This is a genomic window from Streptomyces sp. NBC_01707 (assembly GCF_041438805.1).
Taxonomy (GTDB): Bacteria; Actinomycetota; Actinomycetes; order Streptomycetales; family Streptomycetaceae; genus Streptomyces.
This window is the reverse complement of record NZ_CP109190.1, coordinates 4,355,981-4,372,207: the sequence shown is the minus strand read 5'-3', so window position 1 is coordinate 4,372,207 and position 16,227 is coordinate 4,355,981. Positions and strand designations below refer to the sequence as shown.

Annotated in this window: 12 protein-coding genes; 10 read left to right on the top strand and 2 right to left on the bottom strand. The window is 71.9% G+C overall.

Annotated features, from left to right (window positions below; all coding sequences use genetic code 11):
- Positions 1-59: 59 nt before the first annotated feature.
- From OG963_RS19550 to sucD, 7 genes are all read left to right on the top strand, one after another.
- On the top strand, positions 60-1,172 hold the full coding sequence (locus OG963_RS19550; protein WP_371799283.1) for an AAA family ATPase: 1,113 nt from the start codon (positions 60-62) through the stop codon (positions 1,170-1,172).
- On the top strand, positions 1,169-3,556 hold the full coding sequence (locus OG963_RS19545) for a DUF5682 family protein (RefSeq protein WP_371799282.1): 2,388 nt from the start codon (positions 1,169-1,171) through the stop codon (positions 3,554-3,556). The genes OG963_RS19550 and OG963_RS19545 overlap by 4 nt, the downstream gene beginning before the upstream one ends.
- Before the next feature lie 86 nt (positions 3,557-3,642).
- Positions 3,643-4,785 (top strand): VWA domain-containing protein, encoded by a 1,143-nt coding sequence (locus OG963_RS19540; protein WP_371800309.1) that lies wholly within the window; start codon positions 3,643-3,645, stop codon positions 4,783-4,785.
- Positions 4,786-4,888: 103 nt separating this feature from the next.
- The gene (locus OG963_RS19535; protein ID WP_371799281.1) at positions 4,889-5,941 is read left to right on the top strand and encodes a hypothetical protein; all 1,053 of its coding nucleotides are present in this window, start codon (positions 4,889-4,891) and stop codon (positions 5,939-5,941) included.
- Between the two features lie 106 nt (positions 5,942-6,047).
- Positions 6,048-7,265, top strand: a complete 1,218-nt coding sequence (locus OG963_RS19530; RefSeq protein ID WP_371799280.1) for a hypothetical protein — start codon at positions 6,048-6,050, stop codon at positions 7,263-7,265.
- Between the two features lie 360 nt (positions 7,266-7,625).
- The gene (sucC, locus tag OG963_RS19525) at positions 7,626-8,807 is read left to right on the top strand and encodes an ADP-forming succinate--CoA ligase subunit beta (protein WP_030914421.1); all 1,182 of its coding nucleotides are present in this window, start codon (positions 7,626-7,628) and stop codon (positions 8,805-8,807) included.
- A gap of 20 nt (positions 8,808-8,827) precedes the next feature.
- Entirely contained in the window at positions 8,828-9,712 is an 885-nt protein-coding gene (sucD, locus tag OG963_RS19520; protein WP_030914424.1) for a succinate--CoA ligase subunit alpha, read from the top strand.
- Positions 9,713-9,839: 127 nt separating this feature from the next.
- Here sucD and OG963_RS19515 read toward each other — a convergent pair whose 3' ends face one another.
- Positions 9,840-10,757: a DNA-directed RNA polymerase sigma-70 factor gene (locus OG963_RS19515; protein WP_371799279.1), complete on the bottom strand. Its 918-nt coding sequence runs from the start codon at positions 10,755-10,757 to the stop codon at positions 9,840-9,842.
- A gap of 229 nt (positions 10,758-10,986) precedes the next feature.
- Here OG963_RS19515 and OG963_RS19510 point away from each other — a divergent pair, with 229 nt between their 5' ends.
- Complete coding sequence (locus OG963_RS19510; protein ID WP_371800308.1) at positions 10,987-12,684, top strand: DUF6350 family protein; 1,698 nt, start codon at positions 10,987-10,989, stop codon at positions 12,682-12,684.
- Here OG963_RS19510 and OG963_RS19505 read toward each other — a convergent pair.
- Positions 12,674-13,585, bottom strand: coding sequence for a hypothetical protein (locus OG963_RS19505; protein WP_093773170.1), 912 nt, complete (start codon positions 13,583-13,585; stop codon positions 12,674-12,676). The two genes, OG963_RS19510 and OG963_RS19505, sit on opposite strands and share 11 nt — an antisense overlap.
- 358 nt (positions 13,586-13,943) lie before the next feature.
- Here OG963_RS19505 and purN point away from each other — a divergent pair, with 358 nt between their 5' ends.
- Positions 13,944-14,600, top strand: coding sequence for a phosphoribosylglycinamide formyltransferase (gene purN / locus OG963_RS19500; RefSeq protein WP_030914437.1), 657 nt, complete (start codon positions 13,944-13,946; stop codon positions 14,598-14,600).
- Entirely contained in the window at positions 14,587-16,140 is a 1,554-nt protein-coding gene (purH, locus tag OG963_RS19495) for a bifunctional phosphoribosylaminoimidazolecarboxamide formyltransferase/IMP cyclohydrolase (protein WP_093773168.1), read from the top strand. Before purN ends, purH begins: the two co-directional genes overlap by 14 nt.
- Positions 16,141-16,227 lie beyond the last annotated feature (87 nt).

The window sequence follows — 16,227 nt, the reverse complement described above, 5'->3', positions numbered from 1 at the left end:
GTCAGTGGCATGGTGCACGGTGGGAACCACATCCGGTCGACCGATCTGGAGGGGGATCCATGACCGTGTCCGAAACCACCGCCGGCATCCGCGCAGAGGCTCTGCGCCCGCATGCCGAGGACGCTTTCGCCGACGAGCTGAAGGCGCTCGCGGCCGCCGACGACCGCCCGCGGCCCGAGCGTTGGAAGCTGTCGCCCTGGGCCGTGGCCACCTATCTGCTCGGCGACGTCCTGCCGGACGGGGCAGTGATCACACCCAAATATGTGGGCCCGCGCCGCCTCGTCGAGGTAGCCGTGACGACGCTCGCCACCGACCGTGCCCTGTTGCTCCTCGGCGTTCCCGGCACCGCCAAGACATGGGTCTCCGAGCATCTCGCGGCTGCAGTCAGCGGCGACTCGACGCTGCTGGTCCAGGGCACTGCGGGCACGCCCGAGGAGGCCGTGCGTTACGGGTGGAACTACGCGCAGTTGCTGGCGCACGGGCCCAGCCGCGACGCACTGGTGCCCAGCCCTCTGATGCGTGCGATGTCCGAGGGCATGACCGCGCGGATCGAGGAGCTCACCCGTATCCCTGCCGATGTGCAGGACTCGCTCATCACGATCCTGTCGGAGAAGACGCTTCCGCTCCCCGAGCTCGGCCAGGAGGTCCAGGCCGTCCGCGGGTTCAACGTCATCGCGACGGCCAACGACCGCGACCGAGGGGTCAACGAGCTGTCCAGCGCCCTGCGCCGCCGGTTCAACACGGTCGTGCTGCCGCTGCCCGCCACGCCCGACGCGGAGGTCGACATCGTGTCCCGGCGCGTCGACCAGATCGGGCGCTCGCTCGACCTGCCGGCCGCCCCCGACGGCATGGCCGAGATCCGCCGCGTGGTCACGGTCTTCCGTGAACTGCGCGACGGTGTCACGACCGACGGCCGCACCAAGCTCAAGTCCCCTTCGGGCACGCTCTCGACGGCCGAGGCCATCTCCGTCGTCACCAACGGCCTGGCGCTCGCCGCCCACTTCGGCGACGGAGTGCTGCGCCCCGGCGATGTCGCGGCCGGCATCCTCGGCGCCGTCGTCCGGGACCCTGCGGCGGACCGGGTGGTCTGGCAGGAGTACCTGGAGACGGTGGTCCGCGAGCGGGACGGCTGGAAGGACTTCTACCGCGCCTGCCGCGAGGTCTCCGCGTGACCGGGGCCGCGCCCACCGGGCCGCTGCTGCTCGGGATCCGGCACCACGGTCCCGGATCGGCCCGCGCGGTCCGTGCGGCGCTGGACGCCGCCGGACCTCGGGCCGTCCTCATCGAGGGGCCGCCCGAGGCCGACGCACTGCTGCCGCTCGCCGCCGACGAGCGGATGCGACCACCGGTGGCGTTGCTCGCCCACGCGGTGGACGACCCGGGCCGGGCGGCGTTCTGGCCGCTCGCAGAGTTCTCGCCCGAGTGGGTCGCGATCCGCTGGGCGCTCCGCCACGACGTGCCCGTCCGTTTCATCGACCTGCCTGCGGCGCACTCCCTGGCCATGACGGACTCCTCGGCCCCGGGTGCGGACCACGACGAGGAACAGGGGCGAGCGGGCGACGCCGGCGGCGCGGTGGTCGCACCTCCGATCGATCCCATCGGGGTCCTTGCCGAGGCCGCCGGGTACGACGACCCCGAGCGCTGGTGGGAGGACGTCGTCGAGCACCGCACACCGGACGGGCGGCTCGTGGACCCGCGGGCCCCGTTCGCCGCCCTCGGCGAGGCGATGACGGCGTTGCGCGAGGTGTACGGGGACGGCGGGCACCCCCGCGACGCCGTCCGCGAGGCATACATGCGGATCCGACTTCGCGCTGCACGGAGGGAGTTCGGGGACGACGTGGTCGTCGTCTGCGGAGCCTGGCATGTGCCCGCGCTCGGAGCGAGGACGACCGTCAGCGCCGACAGGGCCCTTCTCAAGGGGCTGCCCAAGGTCAAGACCGAGATGACCTGGGTTCCCTGGACCCATCGGCGGCTCGCCCGGCACAGCGGTTACGGGGCGGGGATCGACTCGCCCGGTTGGTACGGACACCTCTTCGGCGCCCCCGACCGGCCGATCGAACGGTGGATGACCAAGGTCGCCGGACTCCTGCGCGACGAGGACCGGTTCGTGTCGTCCGCCCATGTCATCGAGGCTGTGCGGCTCGCAGGAACCCTCGCGGCTCTGCGTGGCCGACCGCTCCCCGGGCTGAGCGAGACGACCGACGCGATCCGGGCCGTGATGTGCGAGGGCTCGGACGTGCCGCTCGCGCTCGTACAGGACCGGCTCATCGTCGGCGAGACGCTCGGAGAGGTGCCGGACACCGCCCCCGCCGTGCCGTTGCAGCGCGACCTCGACCGGCTCCAGCGCACGCTGCGGCTCAAACCGGAGGCGCTGGAGCGCGAGTTGGAGCTCGATCTCCGCAAGGACACGGATGCGGCGCGCAGCCGCCTGTTGCACCGGCTCCGGCTCCTCGCCGTCGGATGGGGCGAACCGGCCGCCGGCCGGGGGAGCACCGGCACGTTCAGGGAGAGCTGGCGGCTGCGCTGGGAGCCCGAGCTGTACGTACAGGTCGCCGAGGCCGGGATCTGGGGCACCACCGTGCTGACCGCCGCGACCGCCAAAGCGGAATCGGAGGCCGTGTCGGCGACCGCGCTCGCCGAGGTCACCGCGCTCGCCGAGTGCTGCCTCCTCGCCGAACTGCCCGACGCGCTGCCCGTCGTGATGCGGGCGCTCGCCGACCGGGCCGCGCTCGACTCCGACGTCGGCCACCTCGCCGACGCGCTGCCCGCCCTGGCCCGGACCCTGCGGTACGGGGACGTGCGGTCCACGGACACAGCGGCGCTCGGTGAGGTCGCGGCCGGGCTCGCCGAGCGGATCTGCGTCGGACTGCCGCCCGCTTGTACCGGACTGGACGCCGACGGCGCGGCCGAACTGCGCCGCCAGGTGGACGGGGTGCACACCGCGATCGGGCTGCTCGCCGGTGCGGTACCGGCGGACGGGCTCCGCGAGCGCTGGACGGCCGTGCTGCACAAGCTGGCCGCCCGGGACACCGTCGCCGGCGTCATCCGTGGCCGGGCGGCCCGGCTGCTGCTCGACGAGGGGCGCCTCGAAGAGGACGAGGCGGCACGGCTGATGGGCCTCGCCCTGTTGCCCGGCACACCTCCGGCCGAAGCCGCGGCCTGGATCGAGGGCTTCGTCGGCGGGGCCGGTGGGGGCGGCATGCTCCTCGTCCACGACGAGCGGCTGCTCGGCCTGGTCGACGCCTGGCTGGCCGGAGTCCCCGCGGACACGTTCACCGATGTACTGCCGCTGCTGCGCCGTACTTTCTCGGCCTACGAACCGGGCGTAAGGCGCACGCTGGGCGAGCTCGTACGCCGCGGCCCGGCCACCGGCGGGCCGGCCGGGACCGTCACCGGCACGACAGCCCCCGGATTCGGTCCCGCCCTCGACGAGGACCGGGCGAAGGCGGTGGTGCCCGTACTGCGGCTGCTGCTGGGGCTGGACGACGGGGACGCCGGAGGGACCGACGCGGACACCGTCGACAACGCAATGGAACCGCTGGGGGCAACAGGATGAAGACGGTGACGGACACAGGAACATCGAGGACCGGGGCAGGGGCCGGACGCGGCGCGGTGGACGGCGAACGGCTGCGGCGCTGGCGCATGGTGCTCGGCGGGGACAGCGCCGAGAGCACCGGCTGCACCCTCGCCGGACGGGATGCCGCGATGGACGGCGCACTGAACGCGCTGTACGGCGGCGGAGGCGGGCCCGGCGGCCGGGGCGGGAGCGACCGCTCAGCCGGACTCGGCGGCTCCGCTCCCTCCGTCGCCCGCTGGCTCGGCGACATCCGTACGTACTTTCCGAGCTCCGTCGTCCAGGTCATGCAGCGCGATGCGATCGAACGGCTGGGTCTGTCCGCGCTGCTGCTGGAGCCGGAGATGCTGGAGGCCGTCGAGGCGGACGTCCATCTCGTCGGAACGCTGCTCTCGCTCAACAAGGCCATGCCCGAGACGACGAAGGAGACGGCACGAGCGGTCGTACGCAAGGTCGTCGACGACCTGGAGAGGCGGCTCGCCACCCGTACGAGGGCCACGCTCACCGGCGCGCTCGACCGCTCGGCGAAGATCAACAGACCCCGCCACCGCGACATCGACTGGGACCGCACCATCCGGGCCAACCTCAAGAACTACCTGCCGCTCCCCGGCGGGGACGGAGCCGGGACGGTCGTCCCCGAACGACTCATCGGTTACGGGCGGGCAGCGCAGGCGGTGAAGAAGGACGTCATCCTCTGCATCGACCAGTCGGGATCGATGGCGGCTTCCGTCGTCTACGCCTCCGTCTTCGGCGCGGTACTCGCCTCCATGCGGACGCTGCGGACCAGGCTCGTCGTCTTCGACACGGCCGTCGTCGACCTCACGGACCAGCTCGACGACCCCGTCGACGTGCTCTTCGGCACCCAGCTCGGCGGTGGCACCGACATCAACCGGGCACTCGCCTACTGCCAGTCCAGGATCACCCGCCCGGCCGAGACGGTCGTCGTCCTCATCAGCGACCTCTACGAGGGCGGTATCCGCAACGAGATGCTGAAGCGCGTCGCCGCGATGAAGGCCTCCGGTGTGCAGTTCGTGACGCTGCTCGCCCTGTCCGACGAGGGTGCGCCCGCCTACGACCGTGAACACGCGGCGGCGCTCGGCGCACTGGGCGCACCGGCGTTCGCGTGCACCCCGGATCTCTTCCCGGAGGTGATGGCCGCGGCGCTGGAGAAGAGGCCACTGCCCATACCGGACAAGCAGACCCATCAGTAACAAGGGACTTGCGTCAACCCGGGAGGGTCGTGCAAGCATCGTCCCGTCGTCCGCGGAGGACTGCGTTCCGCACTCCGCGCCATCTGGGAGGGCTCACTCCGACGTGACCGCTGCAGTTGTTCGTCCTGTCGCCGACCCGCGCCCGGTGCGCGGAGCGGTCGGCCGGCGCGCGCTGCAGGTGGTGCTGTTCCTCGGCGGACTGCTGGCCCTCGGCCTCGTCTTCGGAGCCGAGGCACACGCGGCGCAGGCACCCGTACCGTCGCTTCCCGCCGCAGGGGCGGCAGTTGTGAACGGGGCAGGGGCGCAGGACAGGGCCGTCGAGGTGGCAGCCGAGCCCGTGGGCGTCCCGGACGCCGCACCGGCGACGGGGGTCCCGGACGCCTCGGCCCCGGTGGCGTCACACGTTCCGGCCGCAGAGCCTTCGGGCGCGCCGGCTGCTGAAGTGCACGCCGGGCCGAGGGGCGCTTCCACCGCCGCATCCGCCACTTCGCCTTCCAGGGCCTCCACGGCTTCCAGCACCTCTGCGTCCGCCGTGCCGGTCTCCGCCACCTCCGCCACGACCTCCGTCGCCACCGACTCCGGGACGACCGTCGCCCGTGCCCGGTCGGTCGTCGGGACGACGCGGGACACCGTCCGGTACCTCGCCCGGCCCGTGGGCGAGCTGGTCGAGGGTGTCGGCACGGCCGTCGACAGCGCTGCCGGAGTGCTCCCGGAGGTGTGGGCGCTGCCCGCCCGGCTGCTGCTTCCGCTCACCGTCGTCGAGCCCTCTGCCGAGGGGCGTCCGGGCCATGGTTCCACCGGCGGTGGCGCCGCGCGCGCCGCCGCACCCGCACCACGTCCGGTCTGCGGGTACACCTCTGAAGCCGGCCAGGCACGGCAGTTCGCCGCCCTGCCGAACGGCACCTCCGCGAGCGGGACGGACAGCCGAGTACCCGCGCCGCGGTACGGGCCGGCGCCCGAGCGGGCCCCCCTCGATCCCCGTGGTGGCTTCGTACACCCCTCCATCACCGAGGCCCACGGGCCACGCGGCGGCGAACAGCACGCGGTTCCGTTCGCGGCCGGTGCCCCCTGCGGGCTCGTCCGCGGTGCCGGTCTTCCGGCGACCGTCGCCCCGATGCGCGACAGGTCCGGCGACATCCTCGAATTCCCCGGCTAGGGCAGGCCGTTCCCCCGCCTCGACCTGCCGCGCGGGGGCGGAACAGGTCTGCCCGCCGTCCGGACGACTCCGGACCGCCGAAACGTATTCGAAGGATCTGACACACATGCACCAGAACATCCGCCGTTCCATAGCAGTCGCCGCAACGGCCACCGGAATGTGGGCCCTCGGGACCGCCGTAGCCAGTGCGGACGAGCTGCCTGTCTCCGTTCCGCTCTCCACCCCCGACGACGCCGCCGACGTCGTCGACGGGGTCGCGGAGCTCAAGGACACCGTGCGGACGGAGACCGCCGGGGCGAAGGCAGCTGCCGAGGTCGTGGTCGCGCAGGCGACGTCCGGCCCGGGCGCCAAGGCCGCTGGGCAGGTCGACCGCGTCACGGGCGGCCTCGAGCACCAGTCCGCCGGAGTCGCGGGCAAGCTCACGGGCGCCGTCGACCGCGCCGACGGCGTGGACGTCCACGGCGCACGGGCCGTGCACGACCTGTCCGGACTGTCCGGCACAACCGCCCTGCAGGACCTGCAGGGCCTTCCCGGCTACGACGTCCCGGCCGCGCCCGACGCGCCGATCGACTACCTCTTCGGCCCGATCGAGCAGATCCCCGGCTATGTGCGGAGCACCGCCGACGGCGCCGGGACCACCGCGCAGGGCACCGTCCAGGACGCGGCCCAGGGTGCTCTCACCGAGGCCGGGCCGGTCGTCGGTCAGACCTCCGACGCCGTGCTCCCGCCCATCGCCGCCGAGGCGGTCTCCGCGGTGCTGCCGGTCGTCGACCAGGCGCTCGGAGACGTCGGCACCCTGGTCCAGGGTGTGGTCTCCGAGGTCGCTCCGTTCGCCGACGGTGTCGTCGAGCAGGCCGCCCTGCCGTTCGTGCACGGCGTCACGGCCGAGGTCCGGCCGCTGACGTACGGCGCGGTCGGCGCGGTCCAGCCGTTCGCCGGGGGTGTGGTCTCCGACGTGCAGCCGTTCGCCGGGAGTGTCGTCTCCGAGGTGCAGCCGTTCGCCGGGGCAGTCGTCTCCGACGTGCAGCCGTTCGCGGGAGGTGTCGTCTCCGGGGCGCAGCCGTTGGCCCAAGGACTGACCGGGGACGCGGTCGCCCCGTTCGCACAGGGTGTCGCGACCCAGGTGATGCCGCTGGCGCAGGGTGTCGGCGCGCGGGTGCAGCCGTTCGCGGGCGGCCTCGTTGGCACGGCAGGCGGTGACGCGCGCCCGGCCGTCGACAACGTGGCGCACGGTGCGCGGGGTCTGACATCGGTCGCCCCCGACTTCGTCACCGACGCGGTGCCGTCCTTCACCGCTCCGGAGTACCGGGCCCAGGGGGTCTGAGACCTCTCGGACCGCTGAGGGCGGTCCCCGGCCCGTCGCCGGGCGGTTCCCCGTCGTGTTCGGACCACTCCGTCCGGACCACGGGCACCGCCCGGCCCCGGATCCCCTCGCCCCACCACCGCTCACGTGCCGTTTTGTCCACTGCGACCCGGCTACCAGCACGATCTGTGACCGTAATCACCGCCCAGGTGTGAGCTGCGATTTAGGGTCCTGTGGAGCTCGGGGATAACCTGCGGGATGGACATGCCGCGTATCCGGACACCGTGTGCGCTTTCCTTGTGACAGAGCAGTCACGTTGCCCCTCGCGGCACGCCCACGCAGAAAACGAACCGCGAGACCACTGAAAAGGGACGGACGCGCGTGGACCTGTTCGAGTACCAGGCGAGGGACCTCTTCGCCAAGCACGGTGTACCGGTGCTGGCCGGTGAAGTCATTGACACGCCTGAGGCAGCCCGCGAGGCGACCGAGCGGCTGGGCGGCAAGTCTGTCGTCAAGGCGCAGGTGAAGGTCGGCGGCCGCGGCAAGGCCGGCGGCGTCAAGCTGGCCGCCACCCCCGACGAGGCGGTCGCCCGTGCGACCGACATCCTCGGCATGGACATCAAGGGCCACACGGTCCACAAGGTGATGATCGCCGAGACCGCGCCGGAGATTCTTGAGGAGTACTACGTCTCGTACCTCCTCGACCGCACCAACCGCACCTTCCTGGCCATGGCCTCGGTGCAGGGTGGCATGGACATCGAGGAGGTCGCGGAGAAGACCCCCGAGGCCCTCGCGAAGGTCCCGGTCGACTCCAACGCCGGAGTCACGATCGAGAAGGCCCGCGAGATCGTCGCCCAGGCGAAGTTCCCGGCCGAGGTGGCCGAGAAGGTCGCCGAGGTCATGGTGACGCTGTGGGACACCTTCGTCGCCGAGGACGCGCTCCTCGTCGAGGTCAACCCGCTCGCCAAGGTCGCCTCCGGCGACATCCTGGCGCTGGACGGCAAGGTGTCTCTCGACGAGAACGCCGACTTCCGTCAGCCCGGCCACGAGGCCCTCGAGGACAAGGCCGCGGCCAACCCGCTCGAGGCCGCCGCCAAGGCCAAGAACCTCAACTACGTCAAGCTCGACGGCGAGGTCGGCATCATCGGTAACGGTGCCGGTCTGGTCATGTCGACCCTGGACGTCGTCGCGTACGCCGGTGAGAACCACGGCAACGTGAAGCCCGCCAACTTCCTCGACATCGGTGGCGGCGCCTCCGCAGAGGTCATGGCGAACGGCCTCGAGATCATCCTCGGCGACCCGGACGTCAAGTCCGTCTTCGTCAACGTCTTCGGTGGCATCACCGCGTGCGACGAGGTCGCCAACGGCATCGTCCAGGCTCTGGCGCTTCTGAAGTCGAAGGGCGAAGAGGTCACCAAGCCGCTGGTCGTGCGGCTCGACGGCAACAACGCGGAGCTGGGTCGCAAGATCCTTTCCGACGCCAACCACCCGCTCGTGCAGCGCGTGGACACCATGGACGGTGCGGCCGACAAGGCCGCTGAGCTCGCCGCGGCTGCGAAGTAAGGACGAGGGACTCCAACACCATGGCTATCTTCCTCACCAAGGACAGCAAGGTCATCGTCCAGGGGATGACCGGTGCCACCGGCATGAAGCACACCAAGCTCATGCTCGCCGACGGCACCAACATCGTCGGCGGCGTGAACCCGCGCAAGGCCGGCACGACCGTCGACTTCGACGGCACCGAGGTACCGGTCTTCGGCTCCGTCGCCGAGGCGATGGAGAAGACCGGCGCGAACGTGTCCGTCCTCTTCGTGCCGCCGGCCTTCGCCAAGGCCGCCGTCGTCGAGGCGATCGACGCCGAGATCCCCCTCGCCGTCGTGATCACCGAGGGCATCGCCGTCCACGACTCGGCCGCCTTCTGGGCGTACGCCGGCTCGAAGGGCAACAAGACCCGGATCATCGGCCCGAACTGCCCCGGTCTGATCACCCCCGGCCAGTCCAACGCCGGCATCATCCCGGGCGACATCACCAAGCCCGGCCGCATCGGTCTCGTGTCGAAGTCCGGCACGCTGACCTACCAGATGATGTACGAGCTCCGTGACATCGGCTTCTCGTCCGCCGTCGGCATCGGTGGCGACCCGGTCATCGGCACGACGCACATCGACGCCCTCGAGGCGTTCGAGGCCGACCCCGAGACCGACCTGATCGTCATGATCGGCGAGATCGGTGGCGACGCCGAGGAGCGTGCGGCGGACTTCATCGCGAAGAACGTCACCAAGCCGGTCGTCGGTTACGTCGCGGGCTTCACCGCCCCCGAGGGCAAGACCATGGGCCACGCCGGCGCCATCGTCTCCGGCTCCTCCGGCACCGCCCAGGCGAAGAAGGAGGCCCTCGAGGCCGCCGGCGTCAAGGTCGGCAAGACGCCGACCGAGACCGCCAAACTGGCGCGCGAGATCCTCGGCGCCTGACAGCTGCGTCGCAGCTGATCCGTCGTATCGCTGATACTGCGTGTACTGCGCGGGCCCGTACCCCTCTTGAGGGGTACGGGCCCGCGCCGTTTCGATCCGGGTCCGGTCCGGGTGTGACGCGAGTCGGTCACCGTAGTTCCGGGACGAGCCGCGCAGGGCCGTGAACGAGCTCGTCGTCGAGCTTCCTCCGCATCTCCAGGTCCTGTGTCGTCAGCCGCTGCGGACCACCGCGGGGCGGCACGCCCCCGACCTGCTCAGCGGGCGACGGCGGTGCCTCGTACCGCGGCGGAGCGGTCACCATGGTGAGCCCGGCGAGGCCGACGAGCACCGCGGTGAGGGCGATGGCCGCCTGCGTCCAGAGTCTGGCCTTGTTCTCGCTGCTGGTGCGGACCGCGTGGGGAGTGAGCAGCGCGGCCACAGGCTGGGCATGGGCGAGCGTGCCCAGCTGTTCGTGCAGCAGCGCGGACTCCTCGGCGGCCGAGAGCGGGATCGCAGAGTCGTCGGGCATCCGCTCGGTGACCGCGGCCCGCGCCGTCACCAGCCTGCCCGCCGCCGCCGCAGTGCTCGCCTCCGTCTCCGCCGCGGTATCCGGCAGGCCCAGGCCGACACCGTCGTGGAGCACCAGGGTGCGCCGGTACGCCGGAGGCAGGTCGAGCAGCGCGTCGAGCAGGGCGCGCGAGCCGGGGTCGGCTGCCGACTGGGGGTCGGGGTGGCGGTGGGCGCGGCGCAGCCGGTGCCAGGGCGACATCGCGTACTCGTACGCGGCCGCCCGCACCCAGCCGGCCGGATCCCGGTCGACCGCCACCTCGGGCCATCGCTGCCAGGCCTGCTCGAAGGCCCGCTCGACGGATTCCTTGGCGAGGTTCCGGCGACCGGTCAGCAGATATGTCTGCCGGAAGAGGGCGGTGGCGAGGCCTACGTAGAGGGCATCGAATGCATCGGCCGGGGTGGGGCCGGGCGGAGCCGAGTCCTCGGGGGCTGTGGGGGCGGAGGGGACGGGTGGGGTGGGCTGGTCCCCGGTGGTGCCGGGGTCGGTCGGGGCCATGGTGGTGCTCCCGGTGGCTTGGGTTCGGGCGGCCGGAGGCTGCGTAACTCCTGGGAGGAGGGCAGCGGGGAAGGGGTGGCCGCATCGGAGGCGCTGTGAGTCATGAAGGCCCCCTGGCGGACCCACGCTGGGCCAATAAGTACATAAACGTATATTGAGCGACACAGCGGCTATTCGCCCGTTACACGAAAAAAGTGCGTGCCATTGGGAGCATTGCGATGTGACCCAAATGACCGAGCGCACCCCGTCGTTGTCGGCTGAGCAGGGCCGGTCCGCCGTGCTGGCCTCCACCTTTCTGCGGGGCATGCTTGCCGGAGGGCTCGGGCTCGGTTCGCTGGCTGTGCTCGTCATGATGGTGTGGATCAGCTCCCCGGCCTCCGACAGCGGCCCCGGCGGCGCCCTCCATGCGGCAGCGGGGATCTGGCTGCTGGCGCAGGGCGCCGAACTGGTCAGGACCGACACCCTCAGCGGAGCCCCCGCCCCCGTCGGTGTTGTCCCGCTGCTGCTCACCGCGGTGCTGTTGTGGCTGGTGCATCGGGCCGCCCGCGATGTGATGGAGCCCGACGACGAGGGGCGCACCCCGCCCTCGGCCGGGAGCGTCTTCTGCCTGGTGACGGGCGGATATCTGCTGGTCGTGGTGGTTGTCGCGTTCTATGCGAAGAGCGGCTCGATGGCTGCGCGGCCGTCTTCGCTCCTGTTCCCGCTGGTTCCCGCGGTGGCCGGTGCGGCGGGAGCGGGGGTGTGGACGGCGGCCGGGCGTCCCATCGCGCCACCGTCCTGGGCGCCGATGCGGCTGCACGAGGCGATGGCGCGGACCCGGTTCGCGGGGCGGGCGAAGGCGGTGCTCCGGGCGGCGGCGGCCGGGACGGCAGTGCTGCTGGGCGGCGGCGCGCTGCTGGTCGCGGCATCGCTGGTGTGGCATGCGGAGCAGCTGCAGGCATCGTTCCTGGGGCTCTCCGGCGACTGGGCGGGCCGGTCCGCGGTGCTGCTGCTGGCGATGGCGCTCGTGCCGAACGCGGCGGTGTGGGGTGCCGCCTATGGGCTCGGGCCCGGCTTCGCACTCGGTACGGCGTCCACGGTCACCCCCCTCGCCTTCACCGGGCGACCGGCGCTGCCGGACTTCCCCCTGCTGGCAGCGGTTCCGGCGCACGGCCCCGGGACGGTCCTGAACTGGGCGGCCGTGGCGGTGCCGGTAGCGGCCGGGGTGGCGATCGCCCGGTTCACCGGACGTGACATGGAGGCGTGCAGTCCGTGGGAGACCGCGCTGACGGCTGCCCTGGCGGCGGTGGGATGCGGTGTCGGGACGGCGGCGCTGGCCGCGGCGGCGGGTGGACCGATGGGTACCGGGGCGCTGGCCGAGTTCGGCCCGGTCTGGTGGCTCACGGGGGTGGCGGCGCCGGCGTGGACGGCACTGATCGGTGTCCCCGGGGCGCTGCTGCTGAGGGCTTGGCGGATGCGGCAGCACCGCAGCGGCGGGAGCGGGGGAGGGGAGGTCGGGTCGGTGCTCGACTTCCTGGCCTATGCGGACGTTTCGGAGCAGCGGCGGAGCGGTCCGCGGTGGTGGCGCAGGCGTGGTGGCGAGGATGCGGCCGAGGCGTCGGAGCCGGGACCCGGCACCGGAGCGGGCGCGGAATCCGGAACCCCGACCGGATCCCCGGCCGGGGGCGGTTTTGTACCCGTGTCCCCGCCTTCGCCGCCCGCGACGTCCGCGTCCGTGCCCGGGGCGTCCTCCTGGTACCAGGAGGACGCCGGCGCCGTGCCGTACGACTTTCTGCCGACGGACCCGTGGCACGAGCGGACGTCCGGGGATTCCCCCTGGAACTCCGGCGGTTCCCTGTCGGTATCACTCTCCGAGGACCCCGGGACGCCGTCGGCCCGGCCTCCGGAGGCCGGGCCGACGGACAGTCCGGAAAGCGCTAGTTCTTGACGCCGAAGAACGGCTCCAGCGGCTTCGGCAGCAGGTCGTTGCAGGCCAGCTGTCCGGACTTGGTGAGGGCGTCGTTCACGCATGTGTAGTAGTCGCGGTAGACCAGCTGCACCGTGAACGTCATTGCGACGATCGAGAGCGCGAGCAGCGCCGTGACGAGACCGCTGACCGCAGCGGTCGTCTGCGGCCTGCCCTGGCCCTGTGCGTACGGGGCGGCGGTCCCGGCTCCAGGTGCCTGTCCCCGGACCGGAGCGGAACCGGAGGCGGAACCCGCACGGGCAGCCCCGTCGGCGTTCTCCGTGGCCGTTGCGGTCTTCGGCTTGGCGCGCAGCGAGCTGATCGACCAGTACACGGCGAGTGCGCCGAGCAGCAGGGCGATCTCCGGGAAGTCGAAGATCGCGAAGAAGAATGCCCACATGCCGGAGAGCAGCGCGTAGCGGGCGCGCCGCTGGGCGGGGTCGGTCGGGTCCCAGCGCAGCCCGCCGGGGCCGCCCTCGGGCCCGCCCTGGCCACCTGGGCCGTTCGGGCCGCCCTGGCCGCCCGGACGGCCGCCGAAGCCGCCGCTCTGGCGGCCCGGCTGGTGGCTGCTCCACTGGCTGCCCCAGACCGGCCGGTCGTCGGACGAGCCGCCCTCGGGCGATCCCTCACCGTTCCCGTTCGAACCCTCGTCCCCGCCCCCGTTCGCGCCGTGCGACGGGTGGCGCGGCCGCCACGGCTGGTCGGGGCGGTTCTCCGGCGGGGCGGCGAAGGGGTTGTCGTCCTTCTTGTTCGAGGAATCCGACGAATCCGAAGGATCCGAGGACGAGGAGGAGCCCGTCGGGGACTGGCGTTCCCGCAGCAGCAGTGAGGTCCGCTCGGGCAGCGGGAGGCGGAAGGCGGTGCGGCGGCGTCGGTCCGGCATATGGTGAACGTCTTCCCCATCTCGTCATTTCCGCCCTGACGGACGGTTCGCTGTCCCCTGACGCTACCTCCCGGCCAGGAGGGGCCGAAAGCTGGGAGCGCGACGCCGGAGGCCGATATCTGCCGCCCGGACCCACTCCCCGTGTGATCTCCCCCTCGATCTCCCTTGGATCTCCCCTGGGATCCGGCCCTTCACCCCCGTCCCGTGGGGGTCCCCCGATGTGCCGGTATCGTTGCTGACGGTCGGCTCCTTCGTAGAGTTCCCCGTATCGAGGGGCGCGATTCTTTCGTACGACCCTACAAATAACGACCCCGCAAACAGCGTCGCTCTGCTTCACCACGCGAGAAAGGGCCCAGCCGTGGCCTCCCCGCCCCCCTCCGCCGCTCCGGCTCGCCTGGTCGTGCTGGTATCCGGTTCCGGTACGAACCTCCAAGCCCTGCTCGATGCGATCGGCGACGACCCCGCGGGCTTCGGCGCCCAGGTCGTCGCGGTCGGCGCCGACCGCGACGGCATCGTCGGTCTGGAACGGGCGGAGCGCGCCGGGCTGCCGACCTTCGTCTGCAAGGTGAAGGACTACGCCACCCGCGAGGAGTGGGACGCGGCGCTCGCCGCCGCCACTGCCGCGCACCATCCGGACCTCGTGGTGTCCGCCGGCTTCATGAAGATCGTGGGCAAGCGGTTCCTCGCCGAGTTCGGCGGCCGGTTCGTCAACACCCACCCTGCCCTGCTCCCCAGCTTTCCCGGTGCCCACGGGGTGCGTGACGCCCTCGCGTACGGCGCGAAGGTCACCGGGTGCACCGTCCACTTCGTCGACGACGGCGTCGACACCGGTCCGATCATCGCGCAGGGCGTGGTCGAGGTGACCGAAGAGGACACGCCGGAGGGCGAAGCCGCTCTCCATGAACGCATCAAGGAAGTCGAGCGCAAGCTGCTCGTCGAGGTCGTGGGGCGGCTCGCCCGTAACGGCTATCGCATTGAGGGACGAAAGGTTCATCTCGGTCATGTCGGTGAATAAGCCCATCCGCCGCGCCCTGGTCAGTGTCTACGACAAGACGGGGCTCGAAGACCTCGCCCGCGGTCTGCACGAGGCGGGCGTCGAGCTCGTCTCCACCGGCTCGACCGCCGGGAGGATCGCCGCCGCCGGTGTGCCGGTCACCAAGGTCGAGGAGCTCACCGGCTTCCCCGAGTGCCTCGACGGCCGTGTCAAGACGCTGCACCCGCGCGTGCACGCCGGCATCCTGGCCGACCTGCGCCTGGACGCCCACCGCGAGCAGCTCGCCGAGCTCGGTGTCGAGCCCTTCGACCTCGTCGTCGTCAACCTGTACCCGTTCAAGGAGACCGTCGCCTCCGGCGCCTCCGCCGACGAGTGCGTGGAGCAGATCGACATCGGCGGCCCGTCGATGGTCCGCGCCGCGGCCAAGAACCACCCGTCCGTGGCCGTCGTCACGAGCCCCGACCGCTACGCCGACGTCCTGGCCGCGGTCGAGGCGGGCGGCTTCGACCTGACGACCCGCAAGCGGCTCGCCGCCGAGGCGTTCCAGCACACGGCCGCGTACGACGTCGCCGTCGCCTCCTGGTTCGCGGACGACTACGCCGCCGCCGACGACACGGGCTTCCCCGACTTCTTCGGTGCGACGTACGAGCGCAGCAACGTCCTGCGGTACGGCGAGAACCCGCACCAGCCCGCCGCGCTCTACACCTCCGGCACCGGCGGCCTGGCCGAGGCGGAGCAGCTGCACGGCAAGGAGATGTCGTACAACAACTACACGGACACGGACGCCGCGCGCCGTGCCGCGTACGACCATGCCGAGCCGTGCGTCGCGATCATCAAGCACGCCAACCCGTGCGGCATCGCGATCGCCGACGACGTCGCCGAGGCGCACCGCAACGCGCACGCCTGCGACCCGCTGTCGGCCTTCGGCGGCGTCATCGCCGTCAACCGTCCGGTGACCGTCGCCATGGCCGAGCAGGTCGCGGAGATCTTCACCGAGGTCATCGTCGCCCCGGCGTACGAGGACGGCGCGGTCGAGATCCTCGCCCGCAAGAAGAACATCCGCGTGCTGCGCTGCCCCGACGCCCCGACCTCCACGGTCGAGGTCAAGCCGATCGACGGCGGCGCGCTGCTCCAGGTCACCGACCGGCTCCAGGCCGAAGGCGACGACCCGGCCAACTGGACCCTCGCCACCGGTGAGGCGCTCTCCGAGGACGAGCTCGCCGAGCTCGCCTTCGCCTGGAAGGCCTGCCGCGCGGTCAAGTCCAACGCGATCCTGCTCGCCAAGGGCGGCGCCTCGGTCGGCGTCGGCATGGGACAGGTCAACCGCGTCGACTCCGCGAAGCTCGCCGTCGAGCGGGCGGGCGAGGAGCGTGCACGCGGTGCGTACGCCGCTTCGGACGCGTTCTTCCCGTTCCCGGACGGTCTGGAGATCCTGACCGCGGCCGGCATCAAGGCCGTGGCCCAGCCCGGTGGTTCGGTCCGTGACGAGCTGGTCGTCGAAGCCGCGAAGAAGGCGGGCGTGACGATGTACTTCACGGGTACGCGGCACTTCTTCCACTGAGCCGTGTGAACGTACGGGCGGCGTGAACGAACGCCGACGGCGTTTCCCGGAACCGGTCTCCGGGAGGCACCCTCGGGTTCCGACGCC